Source organism: Ramlibacter sp. AN1133 (genome assembly GCF_037890035.1).
Taxonomy (GTDB): Bacteria; Pseudomonadota; Gammaproteobacteria; order Burkholderiales; family Burkholderiaceae_C; genus Ramlibacter.
The window spans coordinates 161,080-176,119 of record NZ_JBBKTQ010000006.1 but is presented as its reverse complement, the minus strand read 5'-3'; the positions used below and the strand labels follow the sequence as shown (position 1 = coordinate 176,119).

Below are 15,040 nucleotides of genomic sequence, written 5' to 3'. Positions count from 1 at the left end.
CTTCAGCGCACGGCCACCGCTTGCCGCGGCGCGGGCAGCGCGGCGCCCGGTGCCGCACCGGCGGCCGGCTTCGCGCCTTCCGGCGTCTTGCCGCGGATCGCCTGGATCTGCATCACGTCCACCATGCGTTCCATCGGGAAGTAGTCGCTCTTGAACTGCACGTTGACCTTGCCGGCGAGCTTGGCGTGCATCTGCACCTTGGCTTCGGAGTCGTCGCTGCGCGAGGTGCTGACCGAGAAGTTGGCGGAGTCCTCGTGGCTGGACTTGCCGTACCAGCTCTGGTTGAGCTTCTTCTTGGCGCCCAGGCCCAGGAAGCCGGAGCTCTCGCGGCTGTAGCTGCCTTCGTAGCCCGCTTCGGACTTGTTCTGCGAATGCCAGTCCGACGCGCGATCCTGCTTCATGCGGCGCTTGACGGCATCGGTGGTGTTCAGCTCGAACATGCAGGACGCCTCGATGGTGCCGTTGGTCACCACCAGCCGGTTCACGCCCATCATCACCATCGTGGCGAGCAGCTGCTGGCGGTCCAGGGCCATGCGGCGGCGCGCGGCCGGCACCAGCTGCGTCTCGATCGCGTCGTCGTCGATGGATGTCAGCGGCTGCGGCAGCCCGAGGTCGCCCTGCAGGTCGGGCAGGCTCTCCTCGCTGGCGCCCTGGCGCTGGCGCACGCGCGGCTTGTCGCCGGAGATGTCGATCTCGAAGTGCTCGGGGTAGCGCTCGGCCAGGTAGTCGCGCGCGTTGTTCTCGCTGACGTTGTCCTTCATGTACTGGTCGACCGACTTGCTGACGTTCTTCACCAGCTCCGCGTACGCCTCCATCTGCTGGATCGACGAATGCACGATGGCGTTGAACACGCCGTCGATCAGACCGGCCACGAACTGCGGGAAATCGACCTTCTGGATCATCTCGGTGAAGGCGTCCGAGCCCTGCCGCGCGGCCACGGCGCCGCTCTCGGCGAAGCGCGAGCCGGCGCTGTCGCCCTCGGGCAGCGGCGGCTTGTCGGCCATCGCCGCCACGGGGGTGCGGCCGGCCAGCGTGACGGCGTCGGGGCGCACGCTGCCGTCGGCGCCGCCCAGGATGTAGTGGAAGGCGCGCACGGTGTCGTTGGCCACCTTGGCGCGCTGCGCGGCGGGGAGGCGGGCGAAGGCGGCACTGGAGGTCAGGCCCTCCTTCACGCGCTCGCGGATCAGCGGGAGCAGCCGGTCGTCTTCGATGGCCATGGCATTCCCTCCTCAGCGCGCCGGCGCGGTGACGCCCGGCACCGGCGGCAGCGCCGGCATGGGTGGCAGCGGCGGCGCGGCGGGCACGGCCGCGGCGGGGGCCGGCGCGGCGGCCGGCACCTTGTCGCGGATCTGGTTGATCTGCAGCGCGTCGACCATGCGCTCCATCGGGAAGTAGTCGCTCTTGAAATTGAGCTTCACCTTGCCCGAGAGCTCGGCGTGCAGCTTGATCTCCTCCTCGTTCTTGTTGGTGTCGACGGTCGACACGCTGAAGGTGGCGGTGCTGTCGCGCGTGTGGCCGTTGTACCAGCTCTGGTTGCCCGCGTACTTGCCGCTCTTGATCCAGTCGTTCTCCTTGCGTTCGGCCTCCGAGTGGTAGTCGCCCTTGCCGCCCCACTCGTCGTGGCTGCCGCTGGTGCTGGTGCCGCCGCTGGTGCGCGTGCGGTCGCGCACGCGCGTGTCGCGCGTGTCCAGCCGGAACATGCACGAGGCCTCGATCGTGCCGTTGGTGACCACCAGCCGGTTGACGCCCATCATCACCATGGTGGCGAGCATCTGCTGGCGGTCCATGGCGATGCGCTGGCGCGCCGCGGGCACGAGCTGTTGTTCGGCGGTGTCCTGGTCCAGGCCGCCCGCGAGGGGCATCTTGAGGCCGAGGTCGGAGAAGAAGTCGGGCAGGTTGGCCTCGTCGGCGCCTTCGCGCGGCTTGAGCTTGGGCGTCTCCTGCGTGTAGTCCATCTCCAGGTGCTCGGGATAGCGCTGCACCAGGTAGTCGCGCGCGTTGCCCTCGCTGACGTTGTCCTTCATGTACTGGTCGACGGACTTGCTGACGTTCTTCACCAGCTCCGCATAGGCTTCCATCTGCTTGATCGAGCTGGTGACGATGGAATTGAAGACGCCGTCCACCAGGCCGCCGACGAAGGAGGGGAAGTCGACCTCCTGCACCAGGTTGGCCATCGCGCTGCCGCCCTGGCGCGCGGCCTCGCCGATCGGCGGCGGGCCCTGTGGCTGCGTCTTCAGCGGCACGAAACCGCTGGCGGGGGTGGCGCCGGCCTGCGCCTGCGCCAGCGGCGCGTAGCCGCTGCTGTTGCCCGCCAGCTCCACGCCGCCAGGGCGCGAGCGACCGTCGGCGCCGCCCAGGATGTAGTGGAAGGCGCGCACCGTGTCGTGGGCGATCTCCGAGCGCTTCGTCGCCGGCAGCGCGTTGAAGGCGGAGCTGCTGGTGAGGGCCTGCCGCACGCGAGCGCGGATGTCGCCGAGCAATCGATCGTCCTGGAGTGCGACAGCGTTCATGGCAGGCTCCGGTGAAGGTCAGGCGACGGGCATCCAGGCCGAGGAGGACCACAGCGCCTGGCCGGCGACCGGCTCGGGCGCCCGCGGCGCCGGCATCGGCGGTGCAGCCGGCGCGGCGCTGCGCTGCCGCATGCCTTCCAGCCGCGGGTCGAGCGAGGCGGGCCGCAGGTACAGCGCCACGCGCGCCGGCAGGTCGGGCCGCACCCAGACCGACAGCACCGACACGGTGCCGGGGCCTGGATAGCCGTCCGGCGTCAGCGCGGTCAGCCAGCGGTCCATGCCCTGCACGCTGCGCGGGCGCTCGCTCATCTGCAGGCGCATCAGCGCCATCAGCTGCGAGGGCAGGTCGGGGATCGCGTCCAGGCTCACGTCCAGCCGCATCTCCACGCCGTTGCGCAGCGGCCGCAGCGTGACCATCGCGGCTTCCGCGGGCAGCACGAAGCGGGCGCCGAGGATGAAGGCCACGGCGCTCATGAGGCCGGCATGGCGGTGCGCGAGACCGAGCTGGTCCATCAGCGGCTGCAGCGCCGGCAGCGACAGGGGCCGTTCGCTCTCGAACGACAGCTGCTGGGCGCCCGCGGCACGCCCGCAGCGCACCGACATGATCACCGGCCGCAGCCCCGGCATCGCCTCCAGCGCGAGCCGCGCGATGCGGTGCAGTGGTGCGGGCAGGGCATCCATCAGCCCGGGCCCCCACTCGCAGTGCACGTACGATTCGGCGAGACCTGCGCGGTCGAAGGCACTGCCGAAGGCCGCGCCCCAGGAGGCGTGGTGGCCGTTGTCCTGCGAGCGGATCGTCTCCAGCTGGTTGTCGAGCCAGTGGCGCGCGCCGCGGCCGAAGTGGCGATCCACCACGTGCGTCATCGCCCGGCTGGCGCTCGCGATGCGGTCGGCGCCGGTGACGCCGCGGCCGGTGGCGCGCATCACGAAGTTCAGGTGCTCGGGGGTCTGCTCCGAGAAGTGGGTGGACAGCGGCGCGTCGTCCGTCGGTTCGCCGTAGGGGACGTCGAGCTGCTCGTCGAGCGCCGCGCCGACGTCGTCGAGCGGGTCGGCGGTTCCCAGCTGGCGGGCCGACTGCGCAAGCAGCCGCCGCGCCCGCAGGGCGAGGGTGTCTCTGGGCTTCACGGCGTGCTCCCTAGTGCAGGGTGGCCAGCAGCTGCTGCAGCTGTTCGGGGTTGGGCGTGCCGCCGGCGGTGAGCTGCTTCAACTTGTTCAGCACCTCCAGCCCCGAGCTGTCGCCGCCGCCCGGCAGGCCGGGCAGGGTCGGGATGCTGGGTTGCGTGTTCATCTCCACCGGCTGCGCGTACTGCTTGACCTGTTCGTCGCGCACGCCGTTGACGGCCAGCCAGAGCTGCACGCTGGTGAGGATCTGGTTGGTGTCGCCGGGGCTCAGGCCGCTCGTGCGCGTGGTGGTGGTGCTGATGGTGAAGCTGCTGTTGCCGGCGAGCGCCGGGTCGAACAGGAAGGGCAGGCCGCTCGCACTGGCCGAAAGGGCCGGCGTGTTGCGGGCCAGCACGTCGAAGATGCGGCTGGCCGCCTGCGCCATGGTGCTGTACTTGGCCCAGTTCGGCGCGCCGCCGAAGTCCTGCTGGCCGACGCGCTCGATCACCTGCCAGTGGTTGCTGGCGGCATAGGTGCGCAGCACCTGCGGCTGGTTCAGGATCTCGATGGCCCGCTGCAGGTGCCGGTTGATGCGGGCGGCGACGTGGAAGCTGCCGCCCCAGGCATAGAGCGACGCGTTCTGCGCCACCTCGAAGGCGCACTTGCGCACCTGTTCGTCGGTGATGGCGAGGATCGCGGTGCGGTTGGTGAACATGCGGTCGACCTCGCGCTGGCGCGTGAACTCCGAGACCGCGGAGATGAAGCGCAGGAACAGCTGCTCGAAGTTCTTGTTCGGCGCCACTTCCTTGGACACCTCGCCGCCCGGCATGCCGATCATGCGGGCGTACTGCGAGCGGCGTTGCGCCTCGGTGAGGCGGTCCTCGGCCTCCCAGTAGTAGTCGTCGATCGCCTTGCCGGCGGAGCCCTGGCCGAAGGGCAGCAGGCCGTTCATGAACAGTTCGGCGACGCGGTCGGCCACCCGAAGCGGCAGCGCCTTCTCCAGCAGCGCCAGCGGGTAGACCAGGCCGATCACGCGGATGTTGTCGCTGTTCAGGTCGGCGTCGCCGCCGGCGTTCTGGGTGCCGCCGGGCAGGGTGCCGGGCGGCAGCGTGAGCGAGTCGCCGGTGGCGCGCGTCTGCACGTACTGGTCCAGCGCGATGCGGATCGCGGATTCGAAATCGGGGTGGCCGAACTTGATGCTGGAGCCGCCGGCGATCACGTTGCGTGCGACGAAGGCGAACTCCTGGTCGGCGATGTTGGTGTTGCCGCCCTTGAACTTCGGCAGCGTGTCGGCGATGAACTTGTACACCTCGGACAGCGGCACCTTGTCGTTGGGGGGCGCGCCGGTGGAGGGCATCTCCCCGATCGACTCGAGCCACGCGCGCTGCATGGCGGTGCGCAGGCTGCCCGAGTTGGCGTCGGCCTCGCCATCGAGCACCAGCATGCCCAGGACGGCCGCGGCGGAGGGCACCGTCTTCACGTCGGCCTGCGCCGGCGAAACGCCGAAGGTCAGCTGCAGCTCGCTCGTGACCTTGTCGCTCAGCGCCTTGACAAGGGCATCGCGGGTGCTCGGGTCCTGGAACAGGGGAATCGGGCTCGGGTCGACGAAGAAGGTGGTGGCCATGGAAATCTCCTTGAGGAACTGGACCAGCAGGTGAACGTCGGCGTCGGTGGCTCGCCCGATGACGACGCGCAGGGCCGGCCCGACGAGCGGCCGGAGTGAAGCGAAGGGACGTCGCTCGAGCGTTGCCGGCAGGGACTTGAGCTTGTCCTCCGGCGTCTTCAGCAGGGGATGGCGTTCGGACGCCCGCCGCAGCAGGCTCGCCAGCATCGCGATGTAGCCTGGCGGTGCGGGCCCGCTGGGAGCCCGCGCCGCCTTCGCCGGGCCGCGGCCCAGGAGGGTCAGCAGGAGTTCCGCCGTCGCGGCGTCGCTGGCCCCCAGGGCCTGCTGCAGCTGGCGGATCGCCTGGCTGCGGTCGGCCGCGGAGAGGCGCGCGATTTCGTCGAGCAGCAGCGTCCACGCATTCGAATCGTCGCTGTGGGTTGACTTCGCCACCATGGTTCACCTCGTCTCGGCATGCGAGGCATCCAGCGCCTCGATCGCGGCCATGCAATCCAGCAGGCCCGCCCCGGTCTCCTCGCCCGCGCCGCCGGGCAGCGCGCGAGCGCTTCCGCACAGCAGCCGGCGCACGCCCGCGGCGTCGAGCCGCTGGCCGCGCCGGCGCGCGCGCGCCATCAGCAGTGCCGCGGCGCCGGTCACGAAGGGCGAGGCGAAGGAAGTGCCGGAGCTGGTCTGGTAGCCGCGGCGGCCCACGCCCGCGACGGCTTCGCCGGGTGCGCACAGCGCGACCTGCGGGCCCCAGGTGGAAAAGCGCGAGCGATGCCCGAGCGCGTCGACGGAGCCCACCGCGATCACCTCCGGCAGGGCGGCCGGATAGAACATCTGCCGCTGGCCGCTGTTGCCGGCCGCCGCCACCAGCACGCAGCCGCGCGCCGTCGCATAGCGCACCACGGCGTGATGGGGCGGCGCGGCGTGGGCATCGCTGGCGTCCAGCGAGGAGCCCAGGCTCAGGTTGATGACGACGGCGCCGAGGTCCACCGCGACCTTGATGCCGGCATCGATGTCGGGCAGGGCGCCCACGCCCATCAGCCGGCCGCTGGCGTTGTCGCGCTGCGCGGCGGCCAGCACGCGCACCGGCAGCAGCATGCACAGTCCGCCCACGCCGCGCGGCACGCGGAAGCCCTGCGCGCCGATGATGCCCGCCACCAGGCAGCCGTGGCCGACCTCGTCGTAGGGGTTGTAGTCCCAGCCGCGCGAGTCGCCCACCAGTTTCGTCGATGCGTTCAGGCGTCCCATGCCCAGGTCCACGGTGTCGTAGCCGGCCAGGCAACGGCGCTGGAACTCCGGATGGCCGACCACCACGCCGGTGTCGACCACCGCCACGGTGAGGGAGGCATCGCCCGGTTCGCGTGCGAGCGCCTCGATCGCACGGATGCGGCGTTGCGGCTCCAGCGTTTCCTCGCGGGTGAGCACGCGGCGCGGGGTGGCCGCGCGCGGGCCCGCTTCGAGCGGCGCGACGGCCAGGGCCTGCAACTGGCACTGTTCCACCGAACCGAGGTCGCGCAGCGATTCGCGCACACGGACCGCGGCGTCGGGGTTGCCGAGTTCCACCTGGTAGCTGCGCGACAGGCCCAGGGCCTCTTCCTCGTCGTCGAAGCCGACGTGCTGCTCGCCCGGGCGGCCGAGGGAGCGCCGCGCGTGGAAGATGCGGCGAAAGCGCGCGCCGTCGGCCTGCCGGCGCACCAGCGCGTCGATGCGCCCGCCATCGAGCACGGGGCTGGGCCGGCCGGCGCCGGACAGGCAATCCAGGTGCGCAGGCACGACCGCCGCGGCGACGCCGGAGCGCAGCGTGAGGGTGAGGAAGCCGTCGCGCTTCATGGCCGGCTCCTGGCGCCCGCGGGCGCCCAGGGGTCGTCGCCCGCGGCCTCGGGCGGTGCCATGTGCAGCGGGTGGACCAGCGCGAAGCAGTGCGGCGCCTCGTCGCCCAGGCTCACTTCCAGCGCGCCGGGCGCGAAGCCGTGCGGCAGCAGCACCACCAGTCGGTCGTCGTCGATCTCGTCGATCTCCAGTGCCTCGCCATTGAGGCGCACGGCGGGCGGATAGGCTTCGTGCTGGAGGTTGCGGCCCGCAAGCGTGAGGCGGCGGGTGCCGGGGGCGACTTCGAGCACGCCGGCGGGGACCGCGGCATCGTCGGCCGCCGACGCCTGCGATGACGCCAGATCCGCGTCCTCGAACGGCTGGCCCAGCTTCGCGCGCAGCACCGGCGAGGGCAGCGGCCGCGGGAGGCCGATCGGCGGGCGCGGCGAGCCCACCGGAGGCGAGGCGATCGGCGGACGCGGCAAGACAACCGGAGGCGATGCCACCGGCGGGCGCGGCAAGACAACCGGAGGCGATGCCACCGGCGGACGCGGCGTCACGGCCGGCGGACGCGGCGCCGGCGCCGGCGCCGGGGAAGGACCGATCTGCGGACGCCCGGCCACCAGGGCGCGCCGCAGCCGTTCGACCGGCATGTCGGCCATGCGGGCGACCGTGCTCATGCCGGTGCTGCCCTTGAGCCGGTCGAGCTGCGCGAGGTTGGTCACGCCCAGGCGCTCCAGCCGCATCTGCTCCTCGGGCTTGAGGCCCAGGTTGTCCAGGGGCGTCGAGCGCGTGGCCGCCAGCGAGATCGTGTTCTCCTCGATCATCGGCTTGGTGATGGTGGTGAAGTCGAGCGCGAGCGTGCTGGCCCCGGCCTCGTTGGGGCCGGCGGCGCGCAGCATCACGTGTCCTTGGGCATCCATGTCGACGAACACCTTGAGTTCCAGGTGCAGCTCCTTCAGTGCGTAGGTGAGGGGACGGTTGACGGCCTTGATGCGCAGCGCGTCCTGCACGCGATCGAGCTGGGTCGTGATGGAGGTGATGAAGTCCTCGACCAGGAACGCAGCGCCGGCGGACGTGTTGCGATCGGCCAAGTCATCACTCCTCCAGCGCCAGCTTCAGGCTCAGGCGCTGCACCGGCGGCAGGAAGCCCGCCTCCCAGCGCGAATGGGGCGCCTGCGCGAGGAACACGAGGTCGTCGCCACGGACGGCAGCGGTGATCTCCAGCGGCATGTCGACGTCCACCGAGGTGACGACCAGGCCGCTTCCGGGCGGCGCGGCGAGGCCTTCGAACAGCTGCAGCAGCGTCACGGCCAGCTCGGTGTTCATCCCGCGGCTCCCACGGGAGCCCAGGGGTCGGGCGCGAGGGCCATGCCTTGCGCGGCGGGCTTGGCAGCGACCCCGGGCGCGGCGGCCACCGGCGCGGGCAGCGCGGGCGGCGCGGGCGGCGCGGCCGGTGCAGCGGGCGTTCCCGGCACCACCACCGCGGGCGCGGCGGGGGCCGGCACCTTCGCGTTGTTGTTGATCAACTGGATGGCCGCGGAATCGGCGAAGCGCTCCAGCGGGAAGGTCTCGCTGGCGAAGCGCACGGTGACCTGGCCGGTGAGGTCGGCGCGCACGTTGATCGCGCTCTGCGCGTTCAGGCTGGTCGTGTTGACCATCACGCTGGTGGCGCCGAAGGGGTTGCGGCCGGCCGTGCCGCTCATGTTGCCGCTGGTGACCTTGTTCTGGTCGAACTTGATGTTGGTGGATTCGGTGGCGTCGATGTGGAACATCAGCTTGGCGCTGATCTCGCCGTCCTTGACGATCACGCGGTTGATGCCCATGAGCACCATCGTGGCCAGCGTCTGCTGGCGCCGCTCCGCCATCTGCCTGCGCGTGGCGGGCACCACCACCTCGTTGATGTTCTGCTCGGTCAGCTGGTCGGGCGTGTCCAGCCCCAGGTCCTTGAAGAAGCTTGGGAGCTCGCCGCCGGTCTGGCGCACCACCATCTTCGCGGCACCGCCGCTGGTGTCGCGCCCCAGCACGCCGCTGTACTGGTCGGCCAGGTAGTCCTTGGCCATGCCGTCCGACACGTTGTCGCCCATGAAGCGGTCGACGGTGCCGGCGACGTTCTTCAGCAGTTCGGCATACGCCTCCATCTGCTGGATCGATGCGTCGACGATGGCCTGGAAGGTGCCCTGGATCAGCGAGGCGACGAAGGTGGGGAAGTCGATCGCGTTGAGCGTGGCCCGCGCGACCTCGCCGACGCGGCCCACCGGGCCGCTGCCGGCCGGTCCCGCCGCCGGTGCGGGCGCTGCGCCCGGCATCGGCTGCGGGGACTGCGGTGGCGCGGTGGTCCCCGGCGCGCCACCGCCGCCCGGCGCGAGCTGCGAGCGCAGGTCCGGTGCCATCTGCCCGGCCAGGCGCGGCGCGCCGGCGAAACCCGCGGCCGGCGCGAGCACCTGCTGGATGCGCTCCAGCGAGCGGTCGAACTCGCGCCGCGCCTCGTGGTTCAGCGCGTGGTACGCCGGCGCGCGGTGGACGACCTGCCGCAGCTGCTGCACGGCGGCGATCTCGTGGCCGGACAGGGCGGCAGGGGCGAAGGTGGAGTCGCGCATGGCGGTGGGCGTGGCCGCTCAGAGCCGGAACAGGCGGTCGGCCGCCGAGGCATCGCGGATGCGCCGGATGCGCTCGGCCCACGGCGTGCCCTGGGCATGGCGCAGCATGGCCGCCACGATCTCGTCGCGGCCCAGCACCGGAGACGCGCTGTTGGGGCTGGCGCGCATCGCCGCGATCAGCGCCGCATGCGTGGCGACGTCCCAGGTGCCCGTGGGCGGCAGCTTCTGCGCCGCCTGGAAGGACTGCAGGTCCGCAGCGCCGAGCGCCGTGAGGGCCGCCTGCTTCATCGCGAGCGTTTCCACGGGTGTCGCGCATTCCAGCAGCCAGGCCAGCGCACCGTCGGCGCCCATCTGCACGGCGCGGTCGATCGCCATCGCCAGGCCCTGTTCGGAGTCGAGGCCGATCTGGCGGCAGATGCCGATCACCGGCTGCACGTACAGGCTCGCGGCGAGTTCGTTCTGCGCGGCCTGGAACGGCGGATGCTGGCCGGCGCGCCGGAAGCGCCCGGGCCACGGCTCCTGCCACAGGCGCTGGCCGCCCACCGGCCGCAGCCGCTGCGAGAAGCCGTCGCCGGACTGCCACGCGCGCGGCCCGTCGGCCGCGGTGGTCACCGCGATCAGCGTGTCGGCATCGGGGAACAGCTGGTCGAAGGTGGCGCGGTCGCGCTCGCGCATCAGCACCAGCAACTGCCCCAGCGTGCCGGTTTCCTGCACGAAGGGGAAGCCGCCGAAGGTGAGCCCCAGGTGGAAGCGCTGGTACGCGGGGTGGCCGGTGCCGCAGCGGCCGGCGTATTCGCCGTCTTCCAGCACGCGGGCGAAGCCTTCGCTGCCGGACTCGAAGGGCATGATGCGCGCGAGGATCGCCTTGCAGGCGGCGATGTCGAAGGGCACGCGCGCCGGTTCGCTGGCCTGGGCCTGGCCCCAGGGGTAGCCGTCGGCGGACTCCTCGCCATAGGCCTGGGCCGACGCCTCGATCTCGACTTCGTCCTCGTCGTGCTCGCCGGCCTGCGCGCTGTGGGCGCTGTCGGCGTCCTCGTCCGGCAGCATCTCGGGCACCGGCTCGCGCGCGGCCTCGGAGGCGTACGCATGGACCTCGCGGTGCCCGGCGTAGTCGCCGCCGTGGGACCGGTCCTCCGCCTGTTCCTCGTAGGCGTGCACCTGCGGGTACGGCTCGCGGCCGGACTGCGCGAACGACTCGGAGCGGCCGAAGCCGTCGTCGTACCCGTCCTGGTCGCCGTCGGCGTCGCCGTAGGCGGCCGCGGCAGATCCGGAGTCGTCGTCGTCGTTGTCCGCTTGCGCCGATGCGGGATGGGCGTAGCCGTCGTCGTAGTCCTCGTCGCGGTCGTCGCTCGCGGCGTACGCCTGGTCGGCTTCCTCGCTGTCGGAGCCGTCGTCGTAGGCGGCGGCCACCTCGTCGGCCGAGGGCGTGGGCAACTCGCCGTCGTCGGCCTCGAGGCCGACCGCCTCGGGGACGCTGCCACCGAAGTCCTCGCCCGTGTCGTCGAACGCCTGTTCCCAGGCCTGGGCGGCGGCCTCCACGCGCAGCAGCCGCCCCACCGGCGTGCCGAACATCAGGCCCAGCGTGCCCGTCAGCGCCGAATCGACGGCCACCGAGGGCGCTTCGCGGGCCAGCGATTCCGGGGCCTGCGCGTACACGGCGCCGGTGCCGTCGTCGCCGGCATACGCGATCAGCGTGTAGTACAGGCGCGGTGCCGGCAGCATCGCGTGCAGCGCGCTGCGCGGCACGAGGTAGAAGCAGGGCGGGCCGTCGAAGGGCAGCAGGCCTTCGCCCTGGCTGTCGTAGAAGTTGGAGGCATTGCGCGCACCGGCCTGGTCGGCAGCGAACAGCGCGCGATCACGGGCGACCAGCACGCGAAAGCGCGGGCGGCCGCCGGTGTCGACGCTGAAGCTCAGGTCGCTGTGTCGTTTGTCGAGAGGGTCGTGCAGCGGCGTCATGCGCGGCACGCCGGCCGCGAAGGCGCGTGTCCTCGGGGCAGCACCGGGCGCGATCGTCAGCATGGGCGACTCCTCGTGGCGTGACCCACGAGCGCCGCAAGGCCCGTGCCACGCGGCAAGGGCCTGATTCGGCGGGCGTTTCCAGCGCAAGCGCGGCAGGGGTTGGCAAGCGGTGCTACAGCGCGGGTGCACACCCCCCGCTGCGGCGATACACATCTGTCAACCGCGCGGCTGCGGCACCAGGCATGGCGATGCGCCCGCGGGGTCGTGGCACCCGGCGGGTCGGCGCGTGGCCGCGATCCTCAGATCGCGACGGTCCGCCAGCGGTACTTCAGGAGGGCGCGTTCGAGGGTGGGCGGTACATCGCCCGGCAACAGTCAGATCGCGCGCGAGATGCTCGGGCGTTGTGGCGCGCCGGTCCTTGCGTCGGCGCCCTCCGCCTCGCGGCTCGAGGGGGCCGGCGCGTCCGGCACGGGCTCGACCCTCGGCGCGGGTGAAAGCCAGGACTGGGCCAACAGGTTGCCGATGCCGACGGTGGTCGCCGTGCGCCGGATGCGCTCGGCCCGCCTGCCGTGGGTGGGGGCGGTCATCGCCTCGGCGCCTGCGCCGTGGAGGGGAAGGTGAGCGGAGGGTATGCGTTCATGGAGGCCTCGCGTAAGGACGCAGAGATCCACGATCACGGGAGGCGAACGCCACCCTGCGTGCACCAGTCTGCGCCTCGCGGGCGCGCGCGTCAATGAAACCCTCCGTCCGTCGGCCCGGCCGAGGGGGTGCCCGGTTTCAGCCCGCCGAGTCCCTGGGCCGCGGCGGCTCGTCCCGGCCTGGCGGGCCCTCGTCCGCGGCCGGCGAAGGAGGCTTGTCCCGCCGCGTCGGCTCCGCACCGCCGCTGTTGCTCTTGTGCGCGCGGTTTTCCGCCGGACGCTCCGCCCTGGCCCCCAGGTTGCCCGTGCGGCCCGCGCGCGGCGCCTTGCCGTCGCCGGTGATCTTGTCCTTGTCGGCCTGCCCTTCCTCGAGCGGCAGCGCGTCTGCGCAGGCGCGGCCCTCGCTGGCGGAGATGCGGGATGCGGCGTTGCGATGAGAGCCCATGGTGTTCCCCTTGGATGTGGCCCAGCGTTGCACGCCAAGCACTTCCATGGCGCAGGAAGGCCGGCGCTGCCCGCGTCGGACCGCGCCGACGTGGCCGCGGCCTGCGCCGTCATCCGGCCCCGTGGCACTTCTTGTATTTCCTGCCGCTGCCGCAGGGGCACGGATCGTTGCGGCCCGGCTCCGGGGTCTTGCGCAAGGGCTCGATGCGCGGGCCGAGGCTGCGCCACACCTGGCGCAGGTCGTAGGCCGCCCAGATGGCAGCGGCGACCGCCGCCAGGCGCTCGTCGCTCACGCTGGGCGGACCGTCGTCGCTGTACATCGAGAAGGCCGGCTCGCCCGCATCGCCTTCGACGAGCGCGGCGATGTCCTCCAGGGCGGCCTCGATCACCTGCGCCGCCTCGGCGTCGCGCGGCGGCTGCCAGTCTTCGGGCCAGCTCTCCACGGCGGACAGGAAACCGATCGCCCAGACCTGCGCATAGGCAGGCAGGTTGTCGAGGTCGCCCTCCGCCCGCTCTTGCGGGGGCAGGGCGAGGATCGCGCCGCGCATGTCGAGCGCCTCGGGGTGGTAGGTGCGTTCGTCATCGATCTCATCCACCGGCTGGTCCAGCGCGAAGGCGATTTCCTCCCAGCGGCGGCGCCAGCGCCAGACGAACTCCATGTGTTCCATGGGGCGGAAGTTCGGCCCGAGCAGCACGGGCCAGTACTCCTCGGGCGGCACGGCGCGGCGCATGCACACCAGCGCGACGAGGAAGCCCTCGCAGAATTCCCACCCGGGAACGTCCTCGTCGTCCTGGCGCAGCAGGTCCAGCGTGTCGTCGAGCGCGTCGAAGTCTTCGGGGGTGAGCGGGCCGGGATCGGCGGCAGTCGTGTTCGTCAAGGGGGCAGGCAGGTTCGGTGTCGGAACGGAATTATCCGTCGCGCATCCGCACCGGGGCCGCGAACCCGCCGGCCGCGGCGGGACTCCAGGTTTCCATGATGAAGAGTCTCGATTCGCTCGCTGCGGCGCTCCCGAGCGCCGGCTGGTGAGCCGCGTGTGCTTGACGCGCCACGGCGCGGCAGGCTAGGGTGCGGCGATGGCCCCGTCCCACACCATCACGACGCTCGACCAGCTGCAGCAGTTGTTCGGCCCCGTCGGTGAAGCCTCGTTGCGCAAGGAGGTCGCCTTCATTGCCCCGGTCTACCGCCGCTGGATCGAGGCGTCGCCGTTCGCGGTGCTGGCGACCAGCGGGCCCGCGGGGCTGGATGCATCGCCGCGCGGCGACCCGGCCGGTTTCGTGATCGTCGAGAACGAGAACTCCCTGCTGCTGCCGGAGCGGCGCGGCAACAACCGCATCGACGGCCTGCGCAACATCCTGGCGGACCCGCGCGTGGCCTTGCTGTTCTTCATTCCCGGCGTCGGCGAGACCCTGCGCGTGAATGGCCGCGCTTCGATCAGCACGGATCCAGCGCTGCTGGAGCGGCTGGCCATGGAGGGCAAGCGACCCCAATGCGTCCTGCGCATCGCGGTCGACACCGTCTTCTTCCAGTGCGCCCGCGCCCTGCAGCGCTCGCGGCTCTGGGAGCAACCCGCGGCGCGCCCGGCCGGCGTTCCGACGGCGGGCGAGATCCTGCAGGCCCTGACGGAGGGTGCCATCGACGGTGCGGCCTACGACGCGGAGCTGCCGGCCCGCCAGCGCACGACGCTGTACTGACCGGTCCTGTGCGAATCGGCTGACACCAGCGTGCGCCAAAGCCCCGGCCTTGCGCCTGCGGCGAGGTCTTACCGTTGGGGCTCCCAACCATACAAGGAAGAGCCCATGAATGAACGCAAGCCCATTGCTTCCGACAAGGAATCGCATCCGACGGCCAAGGGCGCCGTCGCCGGGGGAGTGGTCGGCGGCGTCGCCGGCGGAGCAGCCGCGGGTGCGGTCGTCGGCGGCATGACGGGTCCCGTCGGTGCGGCCGTCGGTGCGGCCGTCGGCGCCGCTGTCGGGGCCATCGCGGGACGCAGGAAGGTGGATCCGGTGGTCGAAGAAGCGTATTGGCGCGACAACTACGCGAGCCGCCCGTACGTCACCGGCGGCGCGAGCTACGACGACTACGGCCCGGCCTACCGCTATGGTGCCGACGCGTACTCGCGCTATCCGGATCGTTCCTTCGACGAGGTGGAACCCGAGCTGAGCCGCGACTGGCGCACGGCCCGCGGGACTTCCTCGCTCGAGTGGGAACACGCCAAGCATGCCACCCGCGATGCATGGCATCGCGCGGGCAATGCGGTCGAGCGCGCCATTCCCGGCGACTCGGACGGCGACGGCCGCTGAAGGTCGACGCGATGGACAACGGCGCCGCGAGGCGCCGTTTTCACGAGGGTTGGCGCGCGGCTGCCGCCT

Annotated in this window: 14 protein-coding genes; 2 read left to right on the top strand and 12 right to left on the bottom strand. The window is 71.9% G+C overall.

Annotated elements, in window-relative coordinates; all coding sequences use genetic code 11:
- Positions 1-2: 2 nt before the first annotated feature.
- From WG923_RS10565 to WG923_RS10510, 12 genes are all read right to left on the bottom strand, one after another.
- Positions 3-1,217 carry a hypothetical protein gene (locus tag WG923_RS10565; protein ID WP_340350916.1) on the bottom strand — a complete coding sequence of 405 codons (1,215 nt, stop codon included), beginning with the start codon at positions 1,215-1,217 and terminating at the stop codon, positions 3-5.
- Between the two features lie 12 nt (positions 1,218-1,229).
- Positions 1,230-2,510, bottom strand: a complete 1,281-nt coding sequence (locus WG923_RS10560; protein WP_340350915.1) for a hypothetical protein — start codon at positions 2,508-2,510, stop codon at positions 1,230-1,232.
- 18 nt (positions 2,511-2,528) lie between these two features.
- Positions 2,529-3,635 (bottom strand): hypothetical protein, encoded by a 1,107-nt coding sequence (locus WG923_RS10555; protein WP_340350914.1) that lies wholly within the window; start codon positions 3,633-3,635, stop codon positions 2,529-2,531.
- Positions 3,636-3,645: 10 nt separating this feature from the next.
- The gene (locus WG923_RS10550; protein ID WP_340350913.1) at positions 3,646-5,670 is read right to left on the bottom strand and encodes a hypothetical protein; all 2,025 of its coding nucleotides are present in this window, start codon (positions 5,668-5,670) and stop codon (positions 3,646-3,648) included.
- A gap of 3 nt (positions 5,671-5,673) precedes the next feature.
- Positions 5,674-7,050 carry a S8 family peptidase gene (locus WG923_RS10545; protein WP_340350912.1) on the bottom strand — a complete coding sequence of 459 codons (1,377 nt, stop codon included), beginning with the start codon at positions 7,048-7,050 and terminating at the stop codon, positions 5,674-5,676.
- Positions 7,047-8,123 (bottom strand): hypothetical protein, encoded by a 1,077-nt coding sequence (locus tag WG923_RS10540; RefSeq protein ID WP_340350911.1) that lies wholly within the window; start codon positions 8,121-8,123, stop codon positions 7,047-7,049. The genes WG923_RS10545 and WG923_RS10540 overlap by 4 nt, the downstream gene beginning before the upstream one ends.
- A 4-nt stretch (positions 8,124-8,127) precedes the next feature.
- Positions 8,128-8,358 (bottom strand): hypothetical protein, encoded by a 231-nt coding sequence (locus WG923_RS10535; protein ID WP_340350910.1) that lies wholly within the window; start codon positions 8,356-8,358, stop codon positions 8,128-8,130.
- Complete coding sequence (locus tag WG923_RS10530) at positions 8,355-9,629, bottom strand: hypothetical protein (protein ID WP_340350909.1); 1,275 nt, start codon at positions 9,627-9,629, stop codon at positions 8,355-8,357. Before WG923_RS10530 ends, WG923_RS10535 begins: the two co-directional genes overlap by 4 nt.
- Before the next feature lie 18 nt (positions 9,630-9,647).
- Positions 9,648-11,648 (bottom strand): hypothetical protein, encoded by a 2,001-nt coding sequence (locus WG923_RS10525; protein ID WP_340350908.1) that lies wholly within the window; start codon positions 11,646-11,648, stop codon positions 9,648-9,650.
- Between the two features lie 314 nt (positions 11,649-11,962).
- Positions 11,963-12,175, bottom strand: coding sequence for a hypothetical protein (locus WG923_RS10520; RefSeq protein ID WP_340350907.1), 213 nt, complete (start codon positions 12,173-12,175; stop codon positions 11,963-11,965).
- Positions 12,176-12,365: 190 nt separating this feature from the next.
- On the bottom strand, positions 12,366-12,671 hold the full coding sequence (locus WG923_RS10515; protein WP_340350906.1) for a hypothetical protein: 306 nt from the start codon (positions 12,669-12,671) through the stop codon (positions 12,366-12,368).
- Positions 12,672-12,780: 109 nt separating this feature from the next.
- Positions 12,781-13,548 carry a YecA/YgfB family protein gene (locus WG923_RS10510; protein WP_340350905.1) on the bottom strand — a complete coding sequence of 256 codons (768 nt, stop codon included), beginning with the start codon at positions 13,546-13,548 and terminating at the stop codon, positions 12,781-12,783.
- Positions 13,549-13,744: 196 nt separating this feature from the next.
- Here WG923_RS10510 and WG923_RS10505 point away from each other — a divergent pair, with 196 nt between their 5' ends.
- Together WG923_RS10505 and WG923_RS10500 are read left to right on the top strand one after the other, a co-directional pair.
- Positions 13,745-14,362 carry a pyridoxamine 5'-phosphate oxidase family protein gene (locus WG923_RS10505; RefSeq protein WP_340350904.1) on the top strand — a complete coding sequence of 206 codons (618 nt, stop codon included), beginning with the start codon at positions 13,745-13,747 and terminating at the stop codon, positions 14,360-14,362.
- A gap of 105 nt (positions 14,363-14,467) precedes the next feature.
- The gene (locus tag WG923_RS10500) at positions 14,468-14,971 is read left to right on the top strand and encodes a hypothetical protein (RefSeq protein WP_340350903.1); all 504 of its coding nucleotides are present in this window, start codon (positions 14,468-14,470) and stop codon (positions 14,969-14,971) included.
- The last annotated feature ends 69 nt before the right edge of the window (positions 14,972-15,040 follow it).